The organism is Pseudoalteromonas sp. SG44-1, from assembly GCF_014164315.1.
GTDB lineage: Bacteria > Pseudomonadota > Gammaproteobacteria > Enterobacterales > Alteromonadaceae > Pseudoalteromonas > Pseudoalteromonas rhizosphaerae.
This window is the reverse complement of sequence record NZ_JACJEW010000026.1, coordinates 24,153-51,143: the sequence shown is the minus strand read 5'-3', so window position 1 is coordinate 51,143 and position 26,991 is coordinate 24,153. Positions and strand designations below refer to the sequence as shown.

Annotated in this window: 26 protein-coding genes; 4 read left to right on the top strand and 22 right to left on the bottom strand. The window is 40.6% G+C overall.

Annotation, left to right across the window (positions count from 1 at the left end; translation table 11 throughout):
- The first annotated feature begins 97 nt into the window (after positions 1-97).
- Positions 98-2,593 carry a S9 family peptidase gene (locus H5187_RS13275; protein WP_182718557.1) on the top strand — a complete coding sequence of 832 codons (2,496 nt, stop codon included), beginning with the start codon at positions 98-100 and terminating at the stop codon, positions 2,591-2,593.
- 154 nt (positions 2,594-2,747) lie between these two features.
- Positions 2,748-3,455 (top strand): response regulator transcription factor, encoded by a 708-nt coding sequence (locus H5187_RS13270; RefSeq protein WP_149980436.1) that lies wholly within the window; start codon positions 2,748-2,750, stop codon positions 3,453-3,455.
- Between the two features lie 13 nt (positions 3,456-3,468).
- Here the strand turns inward: H5187_RS13270 and H5187_RS13265 are convergent, their stop codons facing one another.
- The 3 genes from H5187_RS13265 to dinF all read right to left on the bottom strand — a co-directional run bounded on the left by H5187_RS13265 (position 3,469) and on the right by dinF (position 7,082).
- Positions 3,469-4,983, bottom strand: coding sequence for a YifB family Mg chelatase-like AAA ATPase (locus tag H5187_RS13265; protein ID WP_182731733.1), 1,515 nt, complete (start codon positions 4,981-4,983; stop codon positions 3,469-3,471).
- Between the two features lie 33 nt (positions 4,984-5,016).
- Positions 5,017-5,631, bottom strand: coding sequence for a trimeric intracellular cation channel family protein (locus H5187_RS13260; protein WP_145237840.1), 615 nt, complete (start codon positions 5,629-5,631; stop codon positions 5,017-5,019).
- A 116-nt stretch (positions 5,632-5,747) separates the two neighbouring features.
- A complete protein-coding gene (gene dinF / locus H5187_RS13255; RefSeq protein ID WP_182731732.1) occupies positions 5,748-7,082 on the bottom strand; it encodes an MATE family efflux transporter DinF in 1,335 nt (444 codons plus the stop codon).
- Here dinF and H5187_RS13250 point away from each other — a divergent pair.
- A complete protein-coding gene (locus H5187_RS13250; protein WP_182797936.1) occupies positions 7,059-8,090 on the top strand; it encodes a polysaccharide deacetylase family protein in 1,032 nt (343 codons plus the stop codon). The two genes, dinF and H5187_RS13250, sit on opposite strands and share 24 nt — an antisense overlap.
- Positions 8,091-8,154: 64 nt before the next feature.
- On the opposite strand, the gene H5187_RS13245 is transcribed toward H5187_RS13250, so the two are convergent.
- The 13 genes from H5187_RS13245 to H5187_RS13185 form a co-directional block, all read right to left on the bottom strand.
- Positions 8,155-9,186 carry a chemotaxis response regulator protein-glutamate methylesterase gene (locus H5187_RS13245; RefSeq protein ID WP_149980432.1) on the bottom strand — a complete coding sequence of 344 codons (1,032 nt, stop codon included), beginning with the start codon at positions 9,184-9,186 and terminating at the stop codon, positions 8,155-8,157.
- 10 nt (positions 9,187-9,196) lie between these two features.
- Positions 9,197-9,814 carry a chemoreceptor glutamine deamidase CheD gene (gene cheD / locus H5187_RS13240; protein WP_182718552.1) on the bottom strand — a complete coding sequence of 206 codons (618 nt, stop codon included), beginning with the start codon at positions 9,812-9,814 and terminating at the stop codon, positions 9,197-9,199.
- Entirely contained in the window at positions 9,807-10,628 is an 822-nt protein-coding gene (locus H5187_RS13235) for a protein-glutamate O-methyltransferase CheR (RefSeq protein ID WP_182718551.1), read from the bottom strand. Before H5187_RS13235 ends, cheD begins: the two co-directional genes overlap by 8 nt.
- 121 nt (positions 10,629-10,749) lie before the next feature.
- Complete coding sequence (locus H5187_RS13230) at positions 10,750-13,437, bottom strand: methyl-accepting chemotaxis protein (RefSeq protein ID WP_182794414.1); 2,688 nt, start codon at positions 13,435-13,437, stop codon at positions 10,750-10,752.
- A gap of 47 nt (positions 13,438-13,484) precedes the next feature.
- Positions 13,485-13,970, bottom strand: coding sequence for a chemotaxis protein CheW (locus H5187_RS13225; RefSeq protein ID WP_149980428.1), 486 nt, complete (start codon positions 13,968-13,970; stop codon positions 13,485-13,487).
- A complete protein-coding gene (locus H5187_RS13220) occupies positions 13,967-16,054 on the bottom strand; it encodes a chemotaxis protein CheA (RefSeq protein WP_182718549.1) in 2,088 nt (695 codons plus the stop codon). Before H5187_RS13220 ends, H5187_RS13225 begins: the two co-directional genes overlap by 4 nt.
- A gap of 15 nt (positions 16,055-16,069) precedes the next feature.
- Positions 16,070-16,432, bottom strand: a complete 363-nt coding sequence (locus H5187_RS13215) for a response regulator (protein WP_145237813.1) — start codon at positions 16,430-16,432, stop codon at positions 16,070-16,072.
- 9 nt (positions 16,433-16,441) lie between these two features.
- Positions 16,442-16,714, bottom strand: coding sequence for a lipid asymmetry maintenance protein MlaB (locus tag H5187_RS13210; RefSeq protein WP_149980677.1), 273 nt, complete (start codon positions 16,712-16,714; stop codon positions 16,442-16,444).
- A gap of 168 nt (positions 16,715-16,882) precedes the next feature.
- Positions 16,883-17,506, bottom strand: a complete 624-nt coding sequence (locus tag H5187_RS13205) for an SCO family protein (protein WP_182718548.1) — start codon at positions 17,504-17,506, stop codon at positions 16,883-16,885.
- A complete protein-coding gene (cyoE, locus tag H5187_RS13200) occupies positions 17,503-18,411 on the bottom strand; it encodes a heme o synthase (RefSeq protein WP_182794413.1) in 909 nt (302 codons plus the stop codon). The genes H5187_RS13205 and cyoE overlap by 4 nt, the downstream gene beginning before the upstream one ends.
- Before the next feature lie 8 nt (positions 18,412-18,419).
- A complete protein-coding gene (locus H5187_RS13195) occupies positions 18,420-19,409 on the bottom strand; it encodes a heme A synthase (RefSeq protein WP_145237805.1) in 990 nt (329 codons plus the stop codon).
- A gap of 17 nt (positions 19,410-19,426) precedes the next feature.
- The gene (locus H5187_RS13190) at positions 19,427-19,921 is read right to left on the bottom strand and encodes a transmembrane cytochrome oxidase associated protein (RefSeq protein ID WP_182718545.1); all 495 of its coding nucleotides are present in this window, start codon (positions 19,919-19,921) and stop codon (positions 19,427-19,429) included.
- On the bottom strand, positions 19,918-20,658 hold the full coding sequence (locus H5187_RS13185) for an SURF1 family protein (protein WP_145237798.1): 741 nt from the start codon (positions 20,656-20,658) through the stop codon (positions 19,918-19,920). The genes H5187_RS13190 and H5187_RS13185 overlap by 4 nt, the downstream gene beginning before the upstream one ends.
- A 12-nt stretch (positions 20,659-20,670) precedes the next feature.
- Between H5187_RS13185 and H5187_RS25045 the strand changes: the two genes are divergently transcribed.
- Positions 20,671-20,985 carry a DUF2909 domain-containing protein gene (locus H5187_RS25045; protein ID WP_149980424.1) on the top strand — a complete coding sequence of 105 codons (315 nt, stop codon included), beginning with the start codon at positions 20,671-20,673 and terminating at the stop codon, positions 20,983-20,985.
- Here the strand turns inward: H5187_RS25045 and H5187_RS13175 are convergent.
- The 6 genes from H5187_RS13175 to H5187_RS13150 all read right to left on the bottom strand — a co-directional run bounded on the left by H5187_RS13175 (position 20,885) and on the right by H5187_RS13150 (position 26,971).
- Positions 20,885-21,760 (bottom strand): cytochrome c oxidase subunit 3, encoded by an 876-nt coding sequence (locus H5187_RS13175; RefSeq protein WP_182739924.1) that lies wholly within the window; start codon positions 21,758-21,760, stop codon positions 20,885-20,887. The genes H5187_RS25045 and H5187_RS13175 overlap by 101 nt on opposite strands.
- A gap of 35 nt (positions 21,761-21,795) precedes the next feature.
- The gene (locus H5187_RS13170) at positions 21,796-22,323 is read right to left on the bottom strand and encodes a cytochrome c oxidase assembly protein (protein ID WP_182794412.1); all 528 of its coding nucleotides are present in this window, start codon (positions 22,321-22,323) and stop codon (positions 21,796-21,798) included.
- The gene (ctaD, locus tag H5187_RS13165; protein ID WP_145237784.1) at positions 22,323-23,921 is read right to left on the bottom strand and encodes a cytochrome c oxidase subunit I; all 1,599 of its coding nucleotides are present in this window, start codon (positions 23,919-23,921) and stop codon (positions 22,323-22,325) included. The genes H5187_RS13170 and ctaD overlap by 1 nt, the downstream gene beginning before the upstream one ends.
- The gene (coxB, locus tag H5187_RS13160; protein WP_182718542.1) at positions 23,921-25,063 is read right to left on the bottom strand and encodes a cytochrome c oxidase subunit II; all 1,143 of its coding nucleotides are present in this window, start codon (positions 25,061-25,063) and stop codon (positions 23,921-23,923) included. The genes ctaD and coxB overlap by 1 nt, the downstream gene beginning before the upstream one ends.
- A gap of 421 nt (positions 25,064-25,484) precedes the next feature.
- Entirely contained in the window at positions 25,485-26,102 is a 618-nt protein-coding gene (gene lexA / locus H5187_RS13155; protein ID WP_145237778.1) for a transcriptional repressor LexA, read from the bottom strand.
- A gap of 74 nt (positions 26,103-26,176) precedes the next feature.
- Entirely contained in the window at positions 26,177-26,971 is a 795-nt protein-coding gene (locus H5187_RS13150; protein ID WP_182739926.1) for a hypothetical protein, read from the bottom strand.
- Positions 26,972-26,991 lie beyond the last annotated feature (20 nt).

The window sequence follows — 26,991 nt, the reverse complement described above, 5'->3', positions numbered from 1 at the left end:
ACCTTATACTGCTGAGCAATGGAATCCATCGCAGAGCACTTTTTGACATCACAACCACATGCTATATTAAATTAAATTCCCTACATCAGGCTCAATAATGAATTTTAGTTCACTATGGCGCGGAAAAACACCTCGCCTAACAACCACACTCGCGGTGTTAACTTTAAGCACGTTAAGTAGCGCTCTAGTGGCTGCACCATTAGATAAAGCAGATATTAAGTTTATTGGCCCAATTGCAGCCGACATGCAGCTAAAGCCATACCAAACTGAGCATCAAGATGCGATTATTAACGCCCTATTACCTAGCATTCAACAACCAACAACAAGCATTACGGTATTTGGCGAAAAATTAAAATGGCAAACCTTAGATAAAGTAAATGCATTAACCCTCGGCGGTCTACAAGCATTAAAGTTTACCACTCATGCTGAGCGCTTTAGCCAAGGCACATTGACACTTAAAGGTATCGAAAAAGCGCAGTTGTTTATCAATGGTGAAAAACAAACAGCCACAAAAGAAAGCTATGAACTGGCATTACCGCAAGGCGATCACCAAATAGTGATTATTGCTGAACAAGTTGCTAATTGGCACGATGTTGACGTTGATTTCGAGCCTAAAGCAGCAATTGATCGATTAACTTTTAGCAATAAAGAGCAACATGGTTTATCTGCCAAGCAACTGTTTGATGCCACAACGGTCAGTTCACTATCTTTAGCACCTGATGCCAAACACTATTTAGTGGCAAAACGCCATTATCAAGATAGCACGGGTAATCAAGCAAATGTGATCACTGAGCTAAAAAATGATGATAATCAAATAGTTTACCGTTTTGAGTCGGGTCAACCGAGTAACATTATTTGGAGCCCCGATAACAATTATTTAGTCTATCTATTAGATGGAAAATTAAAGCAATTAAACCGCAAAACCCTTAATCTTAAAGTGATTGCCAACAACCTAGAGGGCGCGGGTGACTTTGCTTATTACGATAACAACAGCTTAATCTTCAGCTGGTCCAAATCACCAGCAGCTGATAACAGCCTAACTAAACACTACCAAGGTTTACAAGATCGCTGGTCATATGCCCGCACAACCTCACAAGCTTACTTATTAGATATAAGTACAGGCCTGAGTAAAGCATTGAGCCAAGGACCACTTAGTCACAGTATTGAAGATTTTAATAGCAAACGTGGTACGGTATTACTGAGTCGTGGTGTGCAAGTAATGCAAGCGTCGACTCACCCCACCACAGAGTTAGTGGAACTGAATATTGCCAATGCGAGCAACACAGTTATTGGTCAGTTTACTACGTTTAATCAAGCTAAATACACAGGTGATGACATTTATGTCACTGCGGGTCCTGATTTTAAAGATGGTTTAGGCAGAAACCTACCTGAGAATATGCTTGCCAACAACTATGATGGACAGCTTTACCTATTAACTGATCATGGTAAAAATGCAGCACCATTAAGTCGTGAATTTGATCCTGCCATTGGTCAACTTGAAGTACTCGCTAATGGCGATGCCCTCGTTAAAGTCACTGAGCAAGATACGATTGCTTTATACCTGTACGATAAAAGCAAACAACGCTTTAGCAAACTCAAAACAGGTTTTGATGTAGTTGAACAATTCAGTTATTCAAACAACCGCAGCCCAGCTATTTTAGTTAGCGGCTCTAATGCATCATCTCCACAGCAATTAAAACAGTTAAGTATTAATAAAAACACCGCAACCACATTGTGGGATTCTAAACCACAAGCGTATGCAAATACCGATATAGCCAGCTTAGATGAATTTAACTTCATCAATACCGCAGGTGTTGAAATTAAAGGTCGTGTTTACTTTCCAAGCAATCTTGATAAGAACAAACACTACCCAGCATTAGTATATTACTATGGCGGTACATCACCGGTTACTCGTGGTTTTACTGGGCGTTATCCTTTCAATTTATGGGCAGAGCATGGCTATGTGGTTTATGTAGTGCAACCGACCGGTGCAACTGGATTTGGCCAACAGTTCTCTGCTAAGCATGTGAATGCGTGGGGTCAATATACTGCTGACGATATTATGCAAGGTACCCAAGCACTATTAAAACAGTATCCATTTATTGATAAAAATCGTTTAGGTAATTTAGGCGCATCATACGGTGGCTTTATGACTATGTTACTGACCACTAAAACAGACATGTTTAGTGCCTCAATCGCACACGCGGGGATTTCTAATATTACCTCGTATTGGGGTCACGGTTGGTGGGGCTATTTATATTCTGGCGAAGCCTCTAAAAACAGCTATCCTTGGAATAATAGTGAACTATACAGCCAACATAGCCCGGTTTTCCATGCAGACAAAGTAACCACACCGCTACTGCTATTACATGGTGATGCTGATACCAATGTACCTGTAGGCGAAAGTCACACTATGTATACTGCGCTGAAACTACTAGGCAAAGATGTTGACCTTATTGAATATAAAGGGGCGGACCATCAAATTTTTGCTCGCGATCAACGCTTTGATTGGTGGAATACTATGCTTGCCTACTTCGATAAGCATTTAAAAGAGCAACCACAGTGGTGGCAGTACTTATACCCTGAAAAGTAGCTTTTATTCTGTTCAACAGGTAAACCTAGTATGTTTACCTGTTGATAATAATTAAATAATCACCTAAATAGTGCATAAATACTAAAAATCGCCCTTCTCACCTTTTACGAATGAGTGATAACATAGAGGCATCATTAAAGGTAATTAAGATACTATGACTATTCATGTTTTATTGGTTGAAGATGACGAACTATTAGTTAAACGCATAATCAATCATTTTGCAGAGACTGAATTTTGCATTGAGAATGATGCAACTGGCGCTGATGCCTTAGCTATAGTGCAATCTCGCGCTAATAATTATGATGCCATATCATTAGCAATTATTGACATAGTATTACCTAAACGTGATGGCTTACATTTAGCAAAAGAACTCAACACCCTCACAGACATTGGTGTGATCATGCTTTCAAGCCGAGATTCTCAAGCCGATCGTATTGCCGGACTTGCTCAAGGCGCTGATGACTATATTTGTAAACCTGTTGATTTATTAGAGCTTGAACTGCGTATAAGAGCACTTTATAAGCGCTTAAAAAGCAATAATAACAGTAGCGATGAAAGCGAAGAATTTATTGAATATGCTGACTTCAAACTGCATCCAGACAACCGCACTTTAATCACTGCTAATGGCATTGAATCTAGGCTCACTGAAGCGGAACATAAAGTGTTAATTTGTTTGATCTCAAACGCAGGAAAAGCCACGTCTCGTGAAAAAATATCAGAAGAAATTGGCCAGCCAGATTGGAGTCCAAATGACAGAACTGTTGATGTTTTAATTGGTCGCTTACGTAAAAAACTGAGCGATGAAAAAGACCAAAAACGCATCGTTACGGTACGCGGTAAAGGCTACATGCTGTCAATTTAATGCAATCTAACCACTAATACTGGGTTAATTGTGATAACAAACGTTCAAATGCACGATAATTGAGTGCCTCTTTTAGTTCATCTAAACTAATATTATCTTGCCCTTTTAGATCACTAATTGTTCGCGCTACTTTGATCACTCGATGATAAGAGCGTGGCGATAATGATAGCTTTTCACTGGCTTTAGCTAAAAACTGTAACTCCGGCGCTGCAAGCGCACAATGCACACTCATTTCTTTATTATTAAGTCGCGCATTGACTTTACCTTGGCGACGCAATTGCAGATTATATGCCGCCTCGACCCGCGTGCGCACAGTCGCACTACTTTGTTCTTCTTGAGTGCTTTGCAATTGCGCACTGCTTAAACGTGGTAGCTCTATTTGTAAATCAATACGGTCAATAAATGGTCCTGATACCCGCGATAAATAACGCATAACTTGATCCGGAGTTGCGCGCTTATCATTATGACAACCCGTAGGACTTGGATTAAGAGCCGCAATTAATTGAAACTGTGCAGGAAACTCCATTTGCCTTGCCGCTCTTGAAATCGTTACAGTGCCTGTCTCCATTGGCTCGCGTAATGAGTCAAGCACCTTACGTTCAAACTCAGGTAGTTCGTCAAGAAATAATACGCCATTATGTGCCAGTGAAATCTCCCCTGGTTTTGGGTTTGAAGAGCCTCCGACTAGCGCCACAGCGGAGCATGTGTGATGAGGATTACGAAATGGTCGCTTGCGCCAGTTAGTTAGATCGACACTTTGACCAATAATTGAATACAACGCTGCGGTGGAAAGTGCCTCATCATCGGACATGCCCGGCATAATAGTCGGCATACGTTGCGCGAGCATTGACTTCCCCGTACCAGGTGGCCCCAAAAAAAGTAAATTATGGCCACCCGCCGCAGCGATTTCTAACACTCTTTTCGCGCCCGGCTGGCCTTTTACATCACTTAAATCAATTAAGAATTCAACACCGCTATGTTGCTGTTCTGGGTAGCTAATATTAAGAGGTAAAGGCTGCTGATTGAGTAAATCACTCCATACTTCTTGGATAGAAGAGACCGCTTTGCGCTCAACGCCATTTACTAAACTCGCTAAACTGTCATTTACTAAAGGTAAAAAACAACAACGCCCTTGTGCTTTAGCTGCTAAAACTGATGGGAGTATTGCATTCACGCCACGCACTTCGCCATTCAGTGCCAGCTCACCATAAAATTCATAGCGTTCAATATCAGTGCAAACAATTTGCTCTGAAGCGATGAGAATACCAACCGCAATCGCTAAATCAAAACGCCCCCCCTCTTTGGGTAAATCAGCAGGTGCTAAATTGACTGTAATGCGTTGGTCTGGAAAACCAAATTTAGAGTTTTCTAATGCGCTGCGTACACGATCTTTGGCTTCTTTTACTGAGGCTTCGGGCAAACCTACAATATGAAATGCTGGTAAACCATTACCTAGATGCACCTCAACGATCACTTCAGGTGCTTGAATACCCACTTGGGCACGAGAATAAATTCGAGCTAATGACATCCTTTGTCCCTGTAACGTTCTGTTCTTTACAGTCTAGTCAGGATATTTAAAAATATGTAGTGTTAGTTGCCATTTCATTGCTGCAAGGCGTAACAGCAAGGTGGTTAACATCGCTAACACCATCGCTATCTCTGTCTCAATGTTCAATACAATTGCTTGGGTATAAACAATACCACCAGCAATACAAGTAATTGCATATAGCTCACCTTTTAATAGCATAGGAATATTGCCTGCCAACACATCTCGCGTTACTCCGCCAAAGCAACCGGTGATCACTCCCATAATAATTGCGGTTGTAGCTGGCATCCCCGCGAGCAATGCTTTTTGCGCCCCCATTACAGCAAAGAACGCTAAACCAAACGCATCTGCAACTTGTAAATGATATAAAGGAATTGATTTTTGCTTATTGATCAATCGCGTGGTAACAAAGACAGACGCAAATATCGCGATAAAATAACTTTGGTCGTGTAACCAAAATACCGGAACATCTAAAATCAAATCTCGAATTGTGCCACCACCTATCGCGGTGACCGTCGCCAGTACCACGACTCCAAAGCCATCCATTTTTTTATCATAGGCAATTAAAGTGCCTGACATGGCAAATACGGCGATGCCAATTAAATCAAACCAATGATAAAGTTCAGTCATATATCCAAGCCATCCCAAGATGCGAATCGAAGTTAAAATAAACAGTGCTTAACGACGCCGTTTTAGCACAATAAATCCAAAGTTATAAGTGAACTTTAGATTTATTGCTATTTCTATTAATTCAGTAACTGCTGCGCTGTTTGCAACTGCTTATAACGTACGACCAATGTAATGCCACGCAGTAGCATAAAGCAGGTCATTGCTAACCAAAGCGCATGATTTTGCCAAGCATTAAACACCCAAAACACGCCAAAGAATCCAACTAATGCTGAAATTAGCATGGTATTTCGCATATCTTGAGCTCTGGTTAGGCCAACAAAAATACCATCAAACAAAAAGCAACTCATTGCCGCTAATGGCATAAAAATCAACCATGGTAAGTATTCATTAGCGGCTTTGATCACTTCAGGAATATCTGTTAATAAGGTAATAATTTGCGAACCAAACAATGCAAAAAACACGCTATAACAAAAAGCAAATAGCATTCCCCAAAATACGCTTATTTTTACCCATAAGTTTATACGCCGTACGCTATGTTGACCTTTTGCTTGGCCAACTTTTGCTTCACTTGCATAGGCAATACCATCAAGAGCAAAGCTCACAAGCATTAAAAAGTTCAGTAATACAGCATTTACCGCAAGCGTTACCTCGCCAATGCGTGCACCATAGAAGGTCATAAAGCTAAAACACAGTTGTAAAATTAAGGAGCGAATAAAAATATCACGGTTAAGACTTAATAACGCCCACATTTTATCTCGGCTAAACCACCCACCTAAAAATAGCGGCACAGTCATTTTTTTCGCTAACCTAAAAACCAAGAATAATGCAAATAATAGCGCGGTATAATCGGCAATCAACGATGCCCAAGCAGCTCCGGCGACTTGCCAATCTAAGTACACAACAAAATAAATATCTAAAACAATGTTGGTGATATTAGTAACTAGTAATAAATAAAAAGGCCCTTTACCGTAATGAATCCCTAACATCCAAGCTAATAATACCAAGTTACATAATGCCGCTGGTGCACTAAAAATACGAATTTCAAAATAACTATAAGCTTGTGCGAGCACCTGCGCACTGGAACCAGAAAGGTAAGCTATGGCATTTTTAATAAGTGGCGATAAAGCAATTAAAGAAAATGCCACGATAAGCGCTAATACTAAACTGCGCTTTAATAATCCGGCTAATTGAGGATAATCTTTCTTGCCATAAGCTTGCGCAACCAGCCCTGTGGTACTCATGCGTAAAAAGCCCGCCAACCAAAATAGCAATGAAATTACCGTGGCGCCCAAGGCAATTCCGGCAAGAAAATGAGCACTACCAAGATGCCCTATTACTGCAGTATCAACTATTCCTAACAGTGGCACGGTTATATTTGATAATATCATTGGACCAGCTAACAACAGCAAGCTTTTATGGTGTGCTTTATGACGATTAAGAAATTTTTTCACAGTCTGCTATCGATCCTCTTTTGTCTATCTTTATCTGCTCACAGCGCAGTTATTTTACAGTATCACCATGTCAGTGAGACCCTGCCAGCAGTCACCAGTGTCAGTGCAGAAACCTTCACTGAGCATTTAAACTATCTAAAACAGCATGACTTTAACGTAGTGCCACTGAATGAATTACTATCTGCTTTACAACAAGGCCAAAGTTTACCAGATAAAACCGTCGCTATTACCTTTGATGATGGTTACAACAATAATTATGAACAAGCAGCGCCGATATTAGAAAAGTTTGCTTACCCCTATACGATTTTCGTTAATCCAAAATTGATTGATGAAGGTAAAGGCTATGTAATGGGCTGGAATAAACTCAGAGAACTTGCCAAAAAAGGTGCTCTGATCAGCAATCACAGCGCACAACATGATTACCTACATCGTAAATTAGCCGATGAAACACCCCAACAATGGCAGGCGCGTATTAAGCAAGATATTTTGTCATCACAACAACGGATCAAAGAAGAAATTGGCCATGACTATAAATACTTAGCATATCCATATGGCGAGTTTAATAACCAATTACAAAGTTTAGTGAAAGAGTTGGGCTTTATTGGTATTGGCCAACACTCTGGTGCCATCAACAAAGATTCTGATTTTAGCCGTTTACCACGCTTTCCGGCTTCTGGGTTTTATAGCAAGCTTGATACGCTAGTGACCAAACTAAACTCTCGCGCATTTTCAATCCAAGAGCTTACTTATATTGATAGCGTGACCAGCCAAAATCCACCTCAGATCAGCATTAAATTTAATATGGGAGACTTTCATAAAAGTCAGCTAGCTTGTTATGTATCGGGCATCGGTCAGGCAAAACTAGACTGGTCAGCAGCTGATACTGTGACCATAAATTCACCGAAAAATTTAGCTCAAGGGCGATCACGATTTAACTGCACAGCGCCATCAATTGCTCATAAGAATAGCTATTATTGGTTTTCACAACCGTGGGTAATTGTGCAGTAAAAATATAATCCCTTGATAATTATCAACCTGAGCCCGGGATAATCAGCTCAAGTTTATAAGGTGACTACTTTTTCATTGCTTGGTTTAGTAGATGCTGCGTCACTTTATCAAGCGAGACCACCGCTAAAGCTGCTCCGATCTCTACAGCGGCTTTAGGCATGCCCCATACCACTGACGATAGTTCATCTTGCGCTACGGTATAAGCACCATGCTGTTTTAGCGCCAGTAAACCTTGCGCACCATCGCTCCCCATACCCGTTAATAAAGCTGCGATGGTATTTTTAGGGCAAACTTTAACCAGCGAGTTAAACAATACATCAACCGCAGGACGATGACGGTTAACCGGCTCGCTCTCATCAAGCTGACAATATAAGCTGCCTCCTTGCTGTATAACGCTTAAGTGTTGACCACCCGGGGCGATAAACGCCCAGCCAGCTTTTAACTTATCGCCTTGCTGCGCCTCTTTGACATTAATAGTACATGTCCTATCCATGCGCAAAGCAAATGAACTACTAAACACAGGTGGAATATGCTGCGTGATAACGATCGGAGGGCAGTTTTCTGGCATTCTTATTAGCACCTCTTTAATCGCCTCTGTTCCTCCTGTTGAAGCTCCAATCGCCAAAACCTTATTGATACTAAACTGTGCATTACTTAGCGTTTCGATAGGTTGTACTTGGCTTAATTTAAAAGGCCGTACTCGTGCCGCCGCTGCCGTACGGACCTTTTGTTGCACTAATTTAGCATACTGGCTTAATTGCTCAGATACATTGACTGTCGGCTTAGCTATAAAATCAACTGCTCCTAATTCCAGCGCCTCCAAAGTTATCGGTGAACCTTTTTGGGTGAGCGTTGATATCATTACCACAGGCATAGGCCGTAGACGCATTAGGTTTTTCAAAAAACTAATGCCATCCATTTTCGGCATTTCAATATCTAAAGTCAGCACATCGGGATTAAGCTGTTTAATCATTTCTCGTGCTTGATAAGGGTCTTCTGCACACCCTACGACCTGAATATCATCAGCCTGGTGTAGTACCTCCGTCAATACTCGTCGAATCAATGGCGAGTCATCAATCACTAACACCTTGACCATTTTTTACCCCTTAAAATAACTCAATATCGGTTTTAGAATCTTGTTCTTCAATATCGTGTAAATAACGGACTTCGCGTTTTTCAATCACATCAGTGTGCATGTCGCGCAATTTTTTAACCTGTGCTTTGCCTGTTTGAGGGTTAAAATTGACCTTACGCGGCCAAGGCCCCCCCACATCATGAGACACTAATTCTAGCCCTTCTTCTTGCACATAAGAATAAGCAAAGCGAATATTACCAAGGCCAATATCTGTCATCGAGCGAATAATTTTACCGCCGCCAAACAGTTTTATTTTTAGATTTTGCCTAGAGGCGCCATTTTTAAGTACTTCATTAATTAAAAACTCCATCGCCCAGTTACCATAACGACAATTTAAGTTATGCGCACTAGTTGGCTCTGCGCCTTTTTCAATCGGTAACATAAAGTGATTCATGCCACCCACACCAAGCTTGTCATCATAAATGCAAGCTGCAATACATGAACCTAGCACAGTGGAAATCATCTCATCGTTTTTTGACACGTAAAATTCACCGGGCAATACTTTAGCAATAACTTGCCGCTGACCTGAGTCCCAAAACCGCTTAATATGCTCAAAGCCATGTAATACTGGCTTAAAATGACTATCCATAAATCACCTTCTGATACATAGTTTTACCTAAGTTTTTAAACTCACTATGCTCCTTTCCCATGGTTTCAGAATGACCTAATAATAGGTATCCATGATCAGCTAAAATATGACAATAACGGTGGAATAGCTGATCTTTTGTTTCTTTATCAAAATAAATCACCACATTACGACAAAAGATCACATCAAAAGGCCCTTTCATTGGCCAGTCTTGTAATAAATTCAACCGCTTAAAATGAATTTTTTGCTGTAATTCAGGTTTAACTTTGAATAACTCACCATCTTTAGTTTTTAAAAACCAGCGCTGTAATTGATGTTGTTCAAGTCCATTCACATTAGCCGCAGTGTAGGTACCTGATTGTGCTTTAGCTAATACGTTTGAATCCAAATCAGTGGCTAAAATTTTCACATCCCAATCGGCTGGAAATAACCCATGTAAGGTCATAGCTAAAGAATAGGGTTCTTCCCCAGTTGAACAACCTGCAGACCATATCCGAACTCGCCGAGTACTTTTATTTGTCACTAATAACTTTGGTATTACATGGGATTGCAAATAATCAAAATGATGTGATTCACGAAAAAAAGAAGTCAGATTAGTTGTTATTGCATTGATAAAATCACTAAATTCTTGCTCTTTATGTGCCTCTAAATAAGCTAAATACTGTTTAAAATTTGTCAGCTGCAATGTTCTGAGCCGACGAGCAAGACGTGAATAGACCATTTCTCGTTTATGATCACCTAATACAATGCCACACGCGTCATAAACTATTGCAGCTATTTGCTTGAAATCATGGTCGGTTAGTAAAAACTCTTTCATTACAATTACTCGCAATAGGCGTGACTGAGCTGCGATTGAATATTAACAAAATTGCTAAAAGTTAAGACTCTGGATTTTTCAAAGTACAGAGGCTTAACTAGTAATCCGATTGCAAAAAACGTTAAAATTCCTCCCATTCATCAGCTGAATTAGCAAAGTTATTACCTCGCGCTTTACTACGGATATTATTACTACGTGGTGGCGCGGTAGTAGGAGTTACTGATGCAGTATTAATTACAGCGTCTTGCTGACTTATAGTAAAAAAGTTCAGTAACCGGGTCATATCATTCGCTTGCTCTGACATTGACTCGCTGGCCGCGGATGCTTGCTCAACTAAGGCCGCATTTTGCTGGGTCATTTCATCCATTTGCGAAATAGCTTTGTTGACTTGCTCAATACCTGAACTTTGCTCTTCGGATGCTGCTGCAATATCAGATATCATTTCAGTTACTTTTTGTACTGCAATAACAATTTCTTTTAAAGTGGCTCCTGATTCATTAACTAATAAAGTGCCATCTTCAACTTTACCAACGCTATCTCTGATCAACTCTTTAATTTCTTTTGCAGCCCCCGCGGAACGCTGCGCTAGATTACGCACTTCGCCGGCAACGACAGCAAAGCCACGCCCTTGTTCACCAGCTCTAGCAGCTTCAACAGCGGCATTAAGAGCTAATAAATTAGTTTGAAAGGCAATCTCGTCAATCACGCTAATAATATCGGCAATTTTTTTACTCGACTCATTAATTGCCGACATGCTGATCACCGCGCGATTAACAACTTCGCCCCCTTGCTGCGCTTTGTCGCGCGTTTCTTCTGCTAATTCATTAACCACTTTTGCATTATCAGCATTTTGACGTACTGTACTGGTCATTTCCTCCATGCTAGATGCTGTTTCTTCAAGCGATGAGGCCTGCTCTTCTGTACGCTGGCTTAGATCAGCGTTGCCTTGAGATATTTCCTCTGCCCCACTTGCCACTAAGGTTGCCGAGGTATTAATACGATTAATGACTTCCGTTAATTTATCAGCCGTGGTATTGGCATCACGCTTGAGTTTTTCAAACGACCCCTGATACTCTTGCTCTATCCGTTTTGATAAATCACCATTGGCCATCGCATCAAGCATATTAGCAGTACCGGTGACAGCATCATCAACAATACCAATTAAACCATTTAGACCTTTAGCTAAACGTAAAAAGAAACCGCCCTTACCTTGCTCTGTAACACGAGCGTCTAGATTACCTTTGCGTGCAGAGCTGACTAAGTCAGCAATTTCTTTTTCTATTGCGACTTCGGCTGTTCGATCTTCCCACTCCACCACAGTGCCGATTCGTTCATTTTCTGAGTTAAAAATAGGGTTAGCAACTAAACCAAAAGTGCGCCCGCCAACCAGTATCTCTGCACTGTAAGTATCGGTTAGCTTGCTTAACAGATTGCGTTGATGCGCTGGATTTTTATGAAATACATCAATGTTTTGCCCTAATAACTGGCTACTATCAAAATTAGGTAAATCGCGACGTAAATCTTGCTCAGCGTTGCGCATCATATTTTGCACTGCTTCATTCATATAAATAATATCGTTTTTAGTATTTGCAATCATGGTATTTGTTGCAACTCGATCCAGGGCTTGACGCACCCTAAGATTTTCTTCAGCAGCACGTTTTTCAGCAGTCGCTTTTTTAATACTTTCGGTTAAATCTTGCCACTCAATTATAGTTCCTAATCGTTTACCTTCTTTATTAAACCAAGGGGTCGCAATAATATTAAAAATTAACGATGCAATTTCTAGTTTTGATTCAATAGAGTCGGTCAAGTTTGTATACAACTGAGCCTGCTGTGCTGTATTTTCAAAAAATGCCGTAATACTTGAGCCCACTATACTATTGACGGAAAAATCACCTAGTACACTCTGCAGCTCACCTTGTCTGGCTTGGAGCATTTGTTTTAGTTGATTATTAGCAAACACTATCTGTAAATCATTGTCTGCCATCATCACACTCGCCTGGCAGATCGTTAATGCGCTCGATAGATCAGCATCCCTTTTTGATTCTTTTTCTAATTCTTTTTGAGCTGTGATGTCTGTCGCATATTTAACCACCTTATAAGGTTTGCCACTGAGATCAAATATTGGATTATAAGATGCTTGGATCCATACTTCACTGCCATCTTTAGCAATACGTAAATACTCACCGGAGTCAAATTCACCACGGCCTAATTTTTGCCAAAACAGTTGGTATTGCTCACTTTTAGCAACCTCAGGCTCAATAAATATACGATGATGCCGTCCGACTATTTCCTCTAACTGATAACCAAATGTCTGCAAAAAGTTGTCATTCGCGGTCAACACGCTGCCATCTAAATCAAACTCAATCACCGCTTGAGATTTACTAATAGCAGCAATTTGCCCCGCAGCTTCAACAGCGACCATCTTTTGCGCCGAAATATCACTGGCAAATTTCACAACTTTTATAACATTTCCATGCTCATCCTTAACGGGGTTATAAGTTGCTTGGATCCACACTTCTTTGCCACTTTTACTGATCCGCTTAAACTCATCAGCAATAAACTCTCCGCCTTTCAAGCTTTGCCAAAAGCTTTTATATTCACTGCTCTGAGCTTCTTTTTTAGATACAAATATTGAATGATGCTGGCCCTGAATTTCTTCTAAGGGGTAACCCATTACATCTAAAAAGTTATTATTCGCCGTAATAATTATGCCGCTAGGCTCAAACTCAATCACCGCAAGTGACTTATTTAATGCCGTAACGATTAAATCATTATTTGATTTTTTAGAATTACTAAACCACCCCATGCCCATCACCTTCTTGTTGATCACCATTTGCTATATTTAGTATTTGGCTAAATATCCATTGTTTTTTGCAGGTCCAATAACGCGACCATCTTCTCACCGACATTCACTAACCCTGCGATAAATTCAGCATTCTCTGAGCCGCTAAAGTTAGGCACCGTCTTCGCATCTTGCTCTACAATACTGTAAACATCAGATACGGCATCGACTACCATTCCCATAATCTTGCTATTTTGCTCAAAAATTACTTTCACTACGATCACCACTGTTAACGGTCCATAGTCAATCGTCGCTAAGCCAAACCGTAATCTAAGATCTAAAATAGGTACTATGGTGCCACGTAGATTAATCACCCCTTTTACATAATCTGGGGCATTCGGGATCTCGGTGATCTCCTCCCAACTACGAATTTCTTGAACAGTTAAAATATCAACACCGTATTCTTCATCAGCCATAATAAAGGTTAAAAACTGCTTAACTCCTTGGCCCTGTTCAAGCATTATTTTGTTATTTAATTCGCTGTGCGCAGAGATCATGAAGCCTCCAAGTTAGCTTGCGATTCAATAATCAATTCTTGGCTACCGGGTTTTCTTAATCCTGATAATTTAATTAAGCCGCTGATATCGACAATCAACGAAACCCGACCATCCCCTAATATAGTGGCACCTGACACGCCATCTACTTTTTGGTAATTAGCTTCTAAACTTTTAATCACTACTTGTTGCTGTGACAATAAATCATCAACTAACAAACCAATTTTTTGATTATCGCTTTCAACTACCACTAACAAGGTTTTATCAAGCGCTTCTATCGCACCTTGATGATTGAAAATACTGTATAAACGCAAGATAGGAATGTATTCATCACGCAGTCTAAGTACGTCTAAGTCTTTACCCACTCGACTGACTTTATTGATATCAATTTGTAATGATTCAACAATAGATATTAATGGAATAATATAGGTGTGCTTTGCAACCCTCACTAACTGACCATCTAAAATAGCCAGAGTAAGTGGCAAGCGAATAGTAAAGGTAGACCCAACACCTGCAGCAGATGACACTTCAACCGAGCCATTAAGTGATTGGATATTACGCCTGACCACATCCATACCAACACCACGTCCGGATATGTCACTTACCTCATCTGCGGTTGAAAAACCGGGCATAAAAATGAGCTCATTAATTTCATCATCATCTAACTCATCAGCTTCGCTTACGAGCCCATTAGCAACCGCTTTTTGTTTAATCTTTACAGTATTAAGGCCTTGTCCGTCATCCATGATCTCTATAACAATATTGCCACCTTGGTGAAATGCATTAAGTGTGACTGTACCGACTGGGTCTTTACCTGCAGCAAGGCGCTGTTCAACCGTTTCTAGCCCATGATCCAGCGAATTTCGTACTAAGTGCACCATAGGATCTGATATTTTTTCCATTACGGTTTTATCAAGCTCGGTCTGTTCACCTAACAGTTTTAGCTCAACTTGCTTATTCAGTTTTTGCGAAATATCTCGCACCAAACGCGGAAAACGACTAAATACAAAGCTGATTGGCAGCATTCGGATACGCATTACATTTTCTTGTAAATCACGAGTGTTATGGGCCAATTGCGCTAAGCCTTCCTGCAAAGAGGCGATAGTCGCTTCGGTGATCTCTTGTTGACCAATTTGGCTCAACATGGCTTGAGTGATAACCAGCTCTCCAACCATATTGATCAATGAATCAACTTTATCTATGCCTACTCTGATTGAAGTAGATTCTGCAGCTGGAGTGCTTGCTTTGACCGCAGTGCCTTTTTTTATTGGTTTAACCGCAGCAACATTGACAACTGCAGGGGCTGAAGTTGAATTAGAGTTTTCCTCAATTACATCAGGTGTTGTAATTTGCGCATCATCATCAGCAAATAACCCTCCACACAACGCGATGGTAATATCAGCATCATCTTCAACCCACTCAAATATTTCTCGAATCGCACTCTCATCTTTTGCTGTGTTTAAAAAGAATCGCCAAGATAAAAAACAATCGTCGGGACTTAAATCAGCAATGTCAGGGATCTCATTATTGAAAGCTTGAGTCTCTAAATCGCCCAATTCAGCCAACTCACTGATCATATAAAGTGGCTCATTGCCTGTTTTAAATAAATGATGATGTGGTTTAAAATCAATCTGATAGGTGTTTAGCGCAAGTTGAGCGGGGCTAGCAGTGACTTCCAGTTTATTTTGTTCGGCTTGGTTTACTCCTAAAATCTGTTCAAACTTAATTCTCAGTGCAATTGCTTCTTCTAAATTAGGTTCTTGCTCTGCTTGTAAGCCACGAAGTAACTCCCGCAAGCAATCAACAGATTTAAGTAATAGGTTAACATGCTCTGCGGTAAGCTCTCGTTTCCCCTCACGAATTTGATCTAATAGGGTTTCTAGCACATGAGTAAAGTCAGACACAGAGTTAAAACCAAATGTACCACTGCCGCCTTTGATAGAATGCGCAGCACGAAAAATGGTATTGATTGTTTCTAAATCTTCTTCGCCAGGTACTAAGTTTAATAACTCAGCTTCCATCGCATCTAAGCCTTCAAAACTTTCCTCAAAGAAGACTTCAAAAAATTGACTTAAATCTATACTCATACCCCGTCCCCTAGATTAGCGAATTACTTTTTTTAAAACCGCTAATAACTGTTCAGGATTAAAAGGTTTAACTATCCAGCCTGTTGCACCAGCAGCTTTCCCTTCTACTTTTTTGTCCATACCTGATTCTGTTGTTAGCATTAGCAATGGCGTAAATTTATAGTTTGGTAAGGTGCGTAACTCCCTGATCAAAGTAATACCATCCATCACTGGCATGTTTACATCTGAAATAACAGCATCAAAACCTTGTTGTTTTGCGATGCTAAGTGCTTCACTTCCGTCCTTTGCCTCAGTGACATCAAAACCCGCCTTTTTCAGTGTAAAACTCACCATTTGACGCATTGATGCCGAATCATCCACGGCTAAAATTCTTTTCATATGAACCCCTTAATCTACATTTTCAAGTATCAGATATTCACTTAGGCCTAAGCGACTAATGGCATTTTTTAAAGGCTCACTTTGCCCAACCCAAATAATTTTGTGATGGACGCACAGCAAGTGCTTTTGCAGAGCACACAATAGTTGAATAGAGGCAGTATCTACGCGTACAACTTCACTAATGTCTAAACAAACATCATCATTGCGGTGTAATTCTTGTAATAAATCTTGGTGTAAGTTTTCAACTTGGGTGATTGCTAGTTCAGCGGGAAGCTTCATCATATTGTTCGCACTTTCCATGTTTAACCAATTCATAACAAAAGCTTAGACTGAGTTAGTAAAAATGCCATAAATGCGTTGAAAAAAGAGTGAAATTATTTGCTGGGGATAAAAGAAAAACAAAAAAGGAGCTCATCGCTCCTCGAAAAGAATTAAAGTATACTTATGCTATTAATAATGATCCGCAATCTGTTTAAACTCAGTTATTAATAATTTAGCATTAATTAACGGCACACTGCCTTGTTTAAATTCAGGTTTAAATATGGCTCTTACCGCTCCTTGAGGGTCAACCATCGCAATTGAAGCACTATGGTCAACGGCATATTCTTGCTCATCACTATTGCTAATTGCGTAAATTAAACCTAGCTCTCTAACTAGTGGGAATAAATCTTTATGCTCCCCTGAGACCGCTAAAAAATCAGGATTAAAATAATCAATGTAGGCTTTACGTTTAGCGACTGTATCGCGTTTTGGATCGACCGCTAAAAACCAAATTTGTAATGGGTATTCATCTTTCAACGCTTTATAAACACCATTGAGTTTAGCTAATGTCAGAGGGCAAATATCTGGGCAACTGGTATAACCTAAAAACACTAAATTCCATTGACCTTGCAATGTTTGCTTAGTTACTGGCTGAGCATTTTGATCTTGTAAAGTAAAATCACTCAAAGGTTTGGCTTGTTCATATACCAAAGCTTCAACGTCAGGCATAGCGCTGTCACTACAAGCTGTTAACAGCAATAAACTTAACGCCAACCACACTCTCCCCCCACGCTTAACTGCTAAGCTATTCATATAACGAACCATTTATCTATAAATAAGGCGACAAAGAGTATCATTAAATGAATAATTGAAAAACGGAATAAATCCATTGCTTTATCGTCATTCCCCGCTATTTTTAGTTTTACCGCTTTATAGATGAAAATCCCATTAAGTAATGTCGCAGCAATTAAATAAATGAGCCCCGACATACCAATTAAATAAGGCAATACACATACCAAAGCCAATAAAATAGAGTATGCAACTACACAGGTTTTACAAAAATCAATACCATGAGTGACTGGCAACATGGGGATCTTAGCGCGTTCGTAATCACTTTTGCGAGCAATTGCCAGCGCCCAAAAATGCGGCGGAGTCCAAGTAAATATGATCATCACCAATAACCAAGGAGCCGCTGCCATATGCCCGGTTTCTGATACCCACCCTAACAACGGCGGCATGGCACCGGCCAGCCCTCCTATAACAATATTTTGTGGCGTTGCACGCTTTAAAAAGGAGGTATAAATAAACGCATAACCAACTAACGCAAATAAGGTTAATACAGCGGTTAAAGTATTAGCCCAGATCATCAACATAATGAAACCACTCACCCCAATAACAGTAGCAAAACTTAAAGCATGCAGTTTAGATAACCGCCCCTTCGCCACTGGCCGATGGCGTGTACGTGCCATTTTGCTATCTATTTCGCTATCAACCACATGATTGATCACCGCAGCTGCTGCGGATAACAAGCCAATCCCCAGTAAACTAATAAACTGTACGCCAATACCACGACCAACATCGGGTGCCAGCGCTAAACCAACCCATGCTGTTAATACCAACATCGCGACTACTTTAAATTTACTGATCGCTAAATAATCATTTATTAAGCCGCTAATTTGGCTAGGTGCTAACTTTGTTATTGCTATTAATGGTGTCATAACTGCCCCTATGTACGTGCTTTTAAGTAAAAACATAAACGAACGACTGTTAACAATAGTATGGCAGCCATTAAATTATGTGCCAGCGCAACGCCGAGCGGGAAATGCCAGTGCACAACCGCCAAGCCCAAACAAATTTGACACAGCAACGCGACCAATACGGAGACTGTACAATGCTTTATTTTTCTCGACACAGCACGGCTATAAATGCGCCACATGATCAGCGCTAATACTACACAGGTAACTAACGCCCACATTCGATGTAATAAATGGATCGACATTCTAGCCTGCTGTGAAAGTACACCATATTCATAAGTACTTTGCTCTAATGGCAACTGAAATACACTACTCAATGAAAACGGCTGTCCGTAACTACACAATGGCAAGCCATTGCAGTGCGGCGCCGCATAATTAGCAGCAAGCCAACCGCCTAGCGCTATTTGCAATACCAACACCACTAATGCGACTAGACTAAGTTTAAAGTAACGCCGAGCTGGGGCGTCGCCGCCAAAAATTGGTTTTGCCGTTAGCCGTAAATACAATAATGTAACCAATGATAAAATACTAAATCCACCTAATAAGTGCCCCAATACAATCAGCGGCTGTAAATTCATGGTGACGGTCCACATCCCTAAAGCCGCTTGAAACACCACCAGTATTAGTAATAGTAAGGGTAATTTAATTGGCGTGGTTGGATATTGACGTTTTAATAAAGCCAATATAAATAACGCTAAAATAAGTAAACCTAACGTGCCGGCAAAATAGCGATGGATCATTTCTTTCCACGCTTTAGCGGTTTCGAACATCATATCTGGGTAGGTTTGCTCTACATGGGCTAAATCAGCCTCATGCTTGGGTACCGTCAAAAAGCCATAGCAACCGGGCCAATCCGGACAACCCAATCCGGCATCACTCAAGCGCGTATAAGCCCCTAAGCCAACAACTAAGATCGATAACATAAAAGTGGCTAATACCAAATGTTTATAGTTTTTATACATAATTGGCACTCCTTAAATTAGCTAGAACGCGAATAGTTAAGTAATTTTTTTAAATCTTTTAACAGTCCTTTTTGAGTCAAACGGTTTTGCTGTGGCTCACTATGGTAAGGATACTGCAAGACCACTAAGCCCATATGATCAATTAGATATAAACTAGCTGGTTGCAGTACATCAACCTCAGGTAACTGACGCCATGGCAGCTCTTTTTGCTGTGTCTGGCCAAGGATGGCTACATCGACTTTACCTTGATTTTTACCAAGAGCGATGTAGAGGTTCTCTAGTGCTTGTAACTGCTGTGCACAAGCTTGTTGGCATTGTGCTGGGTGATTTAAAGCAATAGTCCATTGTTTATGCTCCGTTTTTTTCCAATCTTGTAGTTTTATTTCCTGTTTTAAAAATTCCCCTTTATTACTCGATGCACTAGGTATCCACTCAAGCTTTAACGCCAAATACGCCAGTATTAAAGGCACTAAACAACAGCCAATAAATATTAATAACGGATTGTTTTTCATTGTAATTCCTTCTTTTTAAAAGCAAATACAGCAATAACAAGGCAGGCAATCGCAATCAATAACCATTGCACTGCGTAGGCTTGATGTTTTTCGGGGCTCATCACCACAGCTTGGTAATGCGGCGCAGCAATCTCATCCGCGATACCTTGCCGATAACCAATAAAGTCAATCATGTCGCGACCTGTTTGCTGTGAAAACAATGCTAAATCGATAATTTGTACGCGCTTGGGCCATGCTGTATCCGTCTTGTGTTGTGCATCTTGCAAAGTAAAGCCACTGAGCTTTCCTTGCTTTAATTGCACGGTCATTGCCAAAGGAGTCGATGGTAGGTTTATACTAGGGAGTTGCTGGCGAGTAAGTGGTGCTTTAACCCAACCCAAATTCACCAACAGAGTTTGCTTACTTTGCTGTAAACGCAGCAAGGTAAGTACATCGTAGCCAACCTGACCTTGGTAAACTTGATTATCTAACAACCAATATTGCTGCGTATCTAGCACTCCAGAGATACTTATCTGCAAGCCCGTTTTATTCCAATCACTAGGCAGTTGCTGCATTTGCTGCCAGCTCATTACTCCCTGACTTTGCAGGGCTGCTATTTGTGTTAATTGCTCAGTTTTACTTTCAGCTCGCTGTAATTGCCAATACCCTAGGCGTAAACATACCAATACCACAATGGTTACCACGCAAATGGTAATAATTGAGCTAAGCTTTTGTTTACGCCATAAAATTAACTGCATAAAGGTGACCCAGTGATTATTAAAATTATTATCGTACTGTTGCTACTATTTATACTTTTTAACTTGTTCCGTGCCTTATTTATTATGGTATCGGGTAAAACAGATGGACGGCCTATGTCTCACTATTTAGGCCGTCGTGTGCTGTTTTCTGTTATCGTCTTAGTAATTGTTATTGCAGCCCTTAAACTAGGTTTCATCCACAGTAACTCATCACCAATTGATAAAGTTACAGCACATATACAAACACAAATAAACACAACCACACCACATCAACAAAATGCCAATACCAAGCTGCGGCTTGAAACGCAAAATGTTTATCTGGGCTAAAGTGGCCCTTTAAAATACGGATCAGCATGACTAATAATAAAATAGTTCCTAAGGTCACATGCATGCCATGAAAGCCGGTTAGTAAAAAGAAAGTATTGCCATATACGCCAGCATCTAAGGTCAGTCCTAAATCCTGATAAGCATGCATATACTCTACGACTTGCAGCCCTAAAAAACAGACCCCTAATAAGATTGTCAGTGCCATAAATACTTTTAATGGCCCACGCTTATTGTTCTCCATGCCTACATGAGCAAAATGTAAGGTAACCGACGAGGTTAGTAATATTAATGTGTTGATCAGCGGCAATCCCTGCCAACCCATAGCCTGTGTCGTACTACCACCAGGTGTAGTAACTAATGGCCAGATTGCTTCAAAAGTAGGCCACAGTACCTCATTGGTCATGGCATTATTTCCGGCGCCGCCAAGCCAAGGCACAGAGATCATCCGGGCATAAAAAAGGGCACCGAAAAAAGCCATAAAAAACATTACTTCAGAGAAAATAAACCAGCTCATACCTTGACGAAACGAGCGATCCATTTGCGCTGAATATAAGCCTTGATCAGACTCTTCAATGACATTTTTAAACCAGCGAAATAGCATAAACAGCAACACACCAATTCCTGCGTAAAGCACATAATGGCCAGCACCACCGCCGCTGCTTGCTTGCATTACGGTAAGACCTGCACCAACAGCAATAAAAAACATCGCAAATGCGCCAACTATTGGCCACGGACTTTGCGCGGGAACATAATATTTTTCGTAATTTTTATCCATTTTGTTTGCTCCTAATTAGCTATTAGCTTGGCAACCTAATTACTAGCCACTACCTGCCCGCTAATATCAAACACGGTATAAGACAAAGTTAACTCTTCAACATCTTCAGGTAATTGCGTATCAACATAAAAAAGCAGTTTAAATTCCACTTCTTCACCTGCTTTCAAAGGTTGTTGATCGAAACAAAAGCAAGCCATTTTATGCAAATACTTAGCTGCTTTGCCTGGAGACACCGACGGTACCGCTTGCATAACTTTATCTTCATTACTGGTATTTTTTGCTCTAAACAGCACTTCGCGCATAGCTCCGGGCTTTACTACCACACTATACTCATGTGATTGCACCTCAAATGGCGCTCCACTTTGCGCATGAGTTGTGAAGCTTACGTCGATTTCTCGTGCCTCATTAACACTCGTACTTTGCTTTGCTTGCTCTAACGAAGGCTTACCATTAAGGCCTGTTACATCACAAAAAACGTCGTACAACGGCACCAAAGCAAACGCAAAAGCGAACATGCCAAGACATATTAAAACTAAGCGCTTAAGCAGTGGTGCATGACTCATTACTTAATCTCCGGTGGCGTTTCAAAAGTATGATAAGGCGCAGGCGATGCCACCTCCCATTCCAAACCCTCAGCACCATCCCACACTTTGGCGGGCACTTTATCGCCGCCTCGTGCACACTTAAATACTACAACCACAAATAACAATTGTGATAAACCAAAAGCAAAGCCACCAATACTAATAATCGCGTTAAAGTCTGCAAATTGCAGTGCGTAGTCAGGAATCCGGCGTGGCATACCGGCCAAACCAACAAAGTGCATAGGGAAAAACAATACATTCACGCTCACTAACGACAACCAAAAATGCCATTTAGCCAAGGTGATATTGAACATATTTCCCGTCCATTTTGGCAGCCAATAATACGCCCCGGCCATAATTGAAAATATCGCCCCAGTCACTAACACATAATGAAAATGCGCCACCACAAAATAAGTATCATGGTATTGAAAATCAGCAGGAGTAATCGCCAGCATCAACCCAGAGAAACCACCTAAAGTGAATAACACAATAAACGCAATACTAAATAACATAGGCACTTCAAAACTAATCGAACCACGCCACATGGTGGCTACCCAGTTAAATACTTTGACCCCAGTTGGCACCGATATCAGCATAGTGGCATACATAAAAAATAATTCGCCAGCAACAGGCATACCTGTGGTAAACATATGATGCGCCCAAACTATAAAGCTCAGTAAAGCAATCGAAGATGTGGCATATACCATAGAGGCATAACCAAATAATTTTTTACGTGAAAAGGTCGGCACTATAGTCGAGATAATGCCAAAGGCTGGCAGTATCATAATGTACACTTCAGGGTGACCAAAAAACCAAAATATGTGCTGGAACATCACCGGATCACCGCCCCCAGCAGCATCAAAAAAGCTGGTTGCAAAATACTTATCAGTCAATACCATAGTCACAGCACCGGCCAATACCGGCATCACAGCAATCAATAAAAAAGCGGTGATAAGCCATGTCCACACAAACAGCGGCAGCTTCATCCAAGTCATACCTGGCGCACGTAAATTAACGATAGTTACAATCACATTGATTGCGCCCATAATTGAACTAATACCCATGATGTGAATAGCAAAAACAAATAATGCGGTATTATCGTTACTGTAAGTTGTTGACAGTGGTGCATAAAAAGTCCAGCCAAATGCCGGGCCACCACCTGGCATAAATAGGGATGCCAGTAAAATAATAAAAGCAAAAGGTAAAATCCAAAAGCTCCAATTATTCATCCGTGGTAATGCCATATCTGGTGCGCCAATCATGAGTGGTACCATCCAGTTAGCCAATCCTGTAAAGGCCGGCATAACGGCACCAAAGACCATGATCAAGCCATGTACTGTGGTCATTTGATTAAAAAAGTGAGGCTCTACTAACTGTAAGCCAGGTTGAAATAACTCTGCGCGGATCACCATCGCCATGGCGCCACCAATTAAAAACATCGTCAACGAAAAAATTAAATATAAGCTTCCGATATCTTTATGGTTAGTAGTATAAAGCCAGCGTTTAAAACCTTTCGCAGGATGATGATGTCCATCATGGTGTGCAGCTTGATCATGTTGTTGCTCTGTTACGCTACTCATTATTTAGCCTCCGAAGTTGCATCAATCGCGGCTTGTATCTGACTCGGTTGAATTACATCCCCAGTGTCATTGCCCCATGCATTACGCTTATAGGTGATCACAGCTGCTAGCTGCTTGATTGATAACTGCTTGTCAAATGCTTGCATAGCGGTACCTGGGCGACCATGAAGCACTACATCAATATGATCTTTAATATCTCCTAATACTACCGGACTGCCTTTGAGCGCAGGGAAAACCCCCGGTAAGCCCATACCTGTTGGTTGGTGACACGCAGCGCAACTGGCCATATAGACTTGCTCGCCGAGTGTCATTAATTCTTCTTTTGGTAATGTTTGATCTAATAAGGCAGCATCAGCAATTGCAGCGTTTGCTTTTGCCTGCTTAGCTTCGCTCAGCCAGTTTGCAAATGCTTGCTCAGATTTAGCTTCAACCACCACAGGCATAAAGCCATGATCCTTTCCGCATAGTTCTGCACATTGCCCTCGATAAATGCCCTCTTCATTAATTCTGGTCCAAGTTTCATTGATAAACCCAGGGTTAGCATCTTTTTTCACTGCAAAATCAGGCACCCACCAAGAATGAATAACGTCGTCTGAGGTCATTAAAAATCGTACTTTTTGATTAATTGGCAACACCAAAGGTTTATCAACCTCTAGTAAATAGGTGCTTGATTTATCTGCTTGGTTGGTAATTTGTTCTTGCGGGGTAGCTAAAATAGAGTAAAAAGAAACATCTTCTCCCATATACTCATAATGCCACTTCCATTGAGAACCAGTAATTTTAATGGTGAGATCAGCCTTACTGGCGTCTTCCATCGAAATTAAGGTTTTAGTGGCGGGAACAGCCATGGCAATTAAAATCACAAATGGGATTGCCGTCCAAAGGATTTCAACTTTAGTACTTTCATGAAATTGGGCTGGTTTTGCCCCTTTAGATTTACGGTGGTGGATCAGTGCCCAAAACATCACGGCGAACACGATGACCCCAATCACACAACATATAATAAATATTGTCATGTGCAGCTGATAAACATCATTACTTATATCTGTTACGCCCTTACGCATATTAAACTGGCTATTAGCCAATACTTGCTGCGGTAGAACAAACAATATAAGCCACAAGGTAGAGCTCAATTTACCCATGTGACGGCTCCTTTAAATGCTATTGCAAAACGCAAAGCGAAAAGGCGGCACAGCTTTATTCGCGCCAATTCGTTATTTTTTATTGTTACTGAATATTAACGCAACCCTAAATTATGCTATTGAGCAAAATTGTTAGACTTTTAAAGTAGCTGTTAACACAGTGTATTAACCAATTAGTTAAAAAACGAACAATTAGCAAGTTTTAAGAGCAATTAAATTCTTTTTTGGTGCATAAATAACAGCTAAAAATCAGCGCGTTATTTTGTAATTAGGGATAATATTAGAGGGCTAAAAGTAGCTGGTAAGTAGATTTGATAGGGCTTAGGACGCTATAGCTAAGTATAAAATCTAGCCATTAAAGCGGTAAAAAATTAAATGCACCAAACTTCACCAATTTGGTGCAAAATATAGATCAAAAAATTTACATCCAATCAGCGTTGCGGATCACCCCAACAGCCAACCCTTCAATATTGAAAGATTCATGTTCAAGATCCACTTCAATCGGTGAAAATTCATCATTTTCAGCATGTAAAAAAACTTTTTTACCTGCTTTTTCAAGGCGTTTTACTGTTACATCGTCATCAACACGGGCAACCACCACCTGGCCATTTTCAGCAACTTGAGTGCTGTGTACAGCCAATAAATCGCCATCCATAATACCAATGTCTTTCATACTCATGCCTTGCACACGCAGTAAAAAATCAGCAGCCGGTTTAAACAAGAGTGGATCTATTTTGCAATGACTTTCAACATGCTGCTCTGCCAAAATAGGCTCACCAGCGGCAACTCTGCCTATTAGAGGTAAACCAAGTTGTTCCGGCTCATCCTCTTCAACTAACTGAATACCTCGACTGGCACCGGGCTTCATTTTAATAACGCCCTTTTTCGCTAATGCCTTTAAATGTTCTTCCGCTGCATTAGCACTTTTAAAACCTAACGTTTGCGCAATCTCAGCACGGGTTGGCGGCATACCGGTATCTTTAATAAAAACTTTAATAAGTTCGAGAATTTGAGCTTGGCGATTCGTTAATGGGCGCATACAACTGGTTTTCCATACAGTACATTTAACTGTGAGTATATACAGTTATCTGAAAATCGCAAATATAAATTGGCTTAAAATCGCGCCGTTAATAACAAGCTCATACTATTTAAACCACTTCCAGAATCAAGCGCAGATCCAAGACCAAACTTTAATGCTACATGTTGATTAAACCAATATTGCGTTTGCAGTTCATAGTTGTCTTTTAGATTTTTCTGATTACGAATATTAGCAACGACTCCCACTGACCATGCTTGATTTACATAATAAACCGCCTGCCCCTGCACATAACGATAACGCCCTGCCAATTGCTTTAGCTCTAAATCCCAACCTTGATTGCTAACTATATTTGTCCAACGAACATAAGGAGCATAAGTCCATTCAACCGCGACTCTTTCATTATCTTTGCCAAACCACATATCATGGCGCTCTAAGCGACTGTAATATATATTGAACCCTAGTTGTAACTGCTCATTCATTTGCTTACCAACAGCGGCACTCACTAAATAATCAGTATTTTGCCAATAGCTATTATCCTCACAGAGGCGCTGCGCGCTGGCACTAATAACTAATCCTGCGGGACCATAGATGGCAGCATCGGCATTTAAATAGCTAAAATCATCATTAGCAAACCCACCAATAGCATAATTATTGACTTGATTTAAATACGCTTTTAGCTCGTATGGACCAGTCAACGATTCAAGATCTTGCGCAAAATATCGATACCGTGCGCCTAAAAAAGATTCATCTAAACCAGCTAAATCGGTAAAACCAATATCGAGTTGATGTTGGGTACTAGCAACAGCCTGCGGCTGAGCAACAAGGCTCATTAATAATATTGCACCACATCCAAATACCTTTACTTTCATCCTTAAGATCCATTAACAGT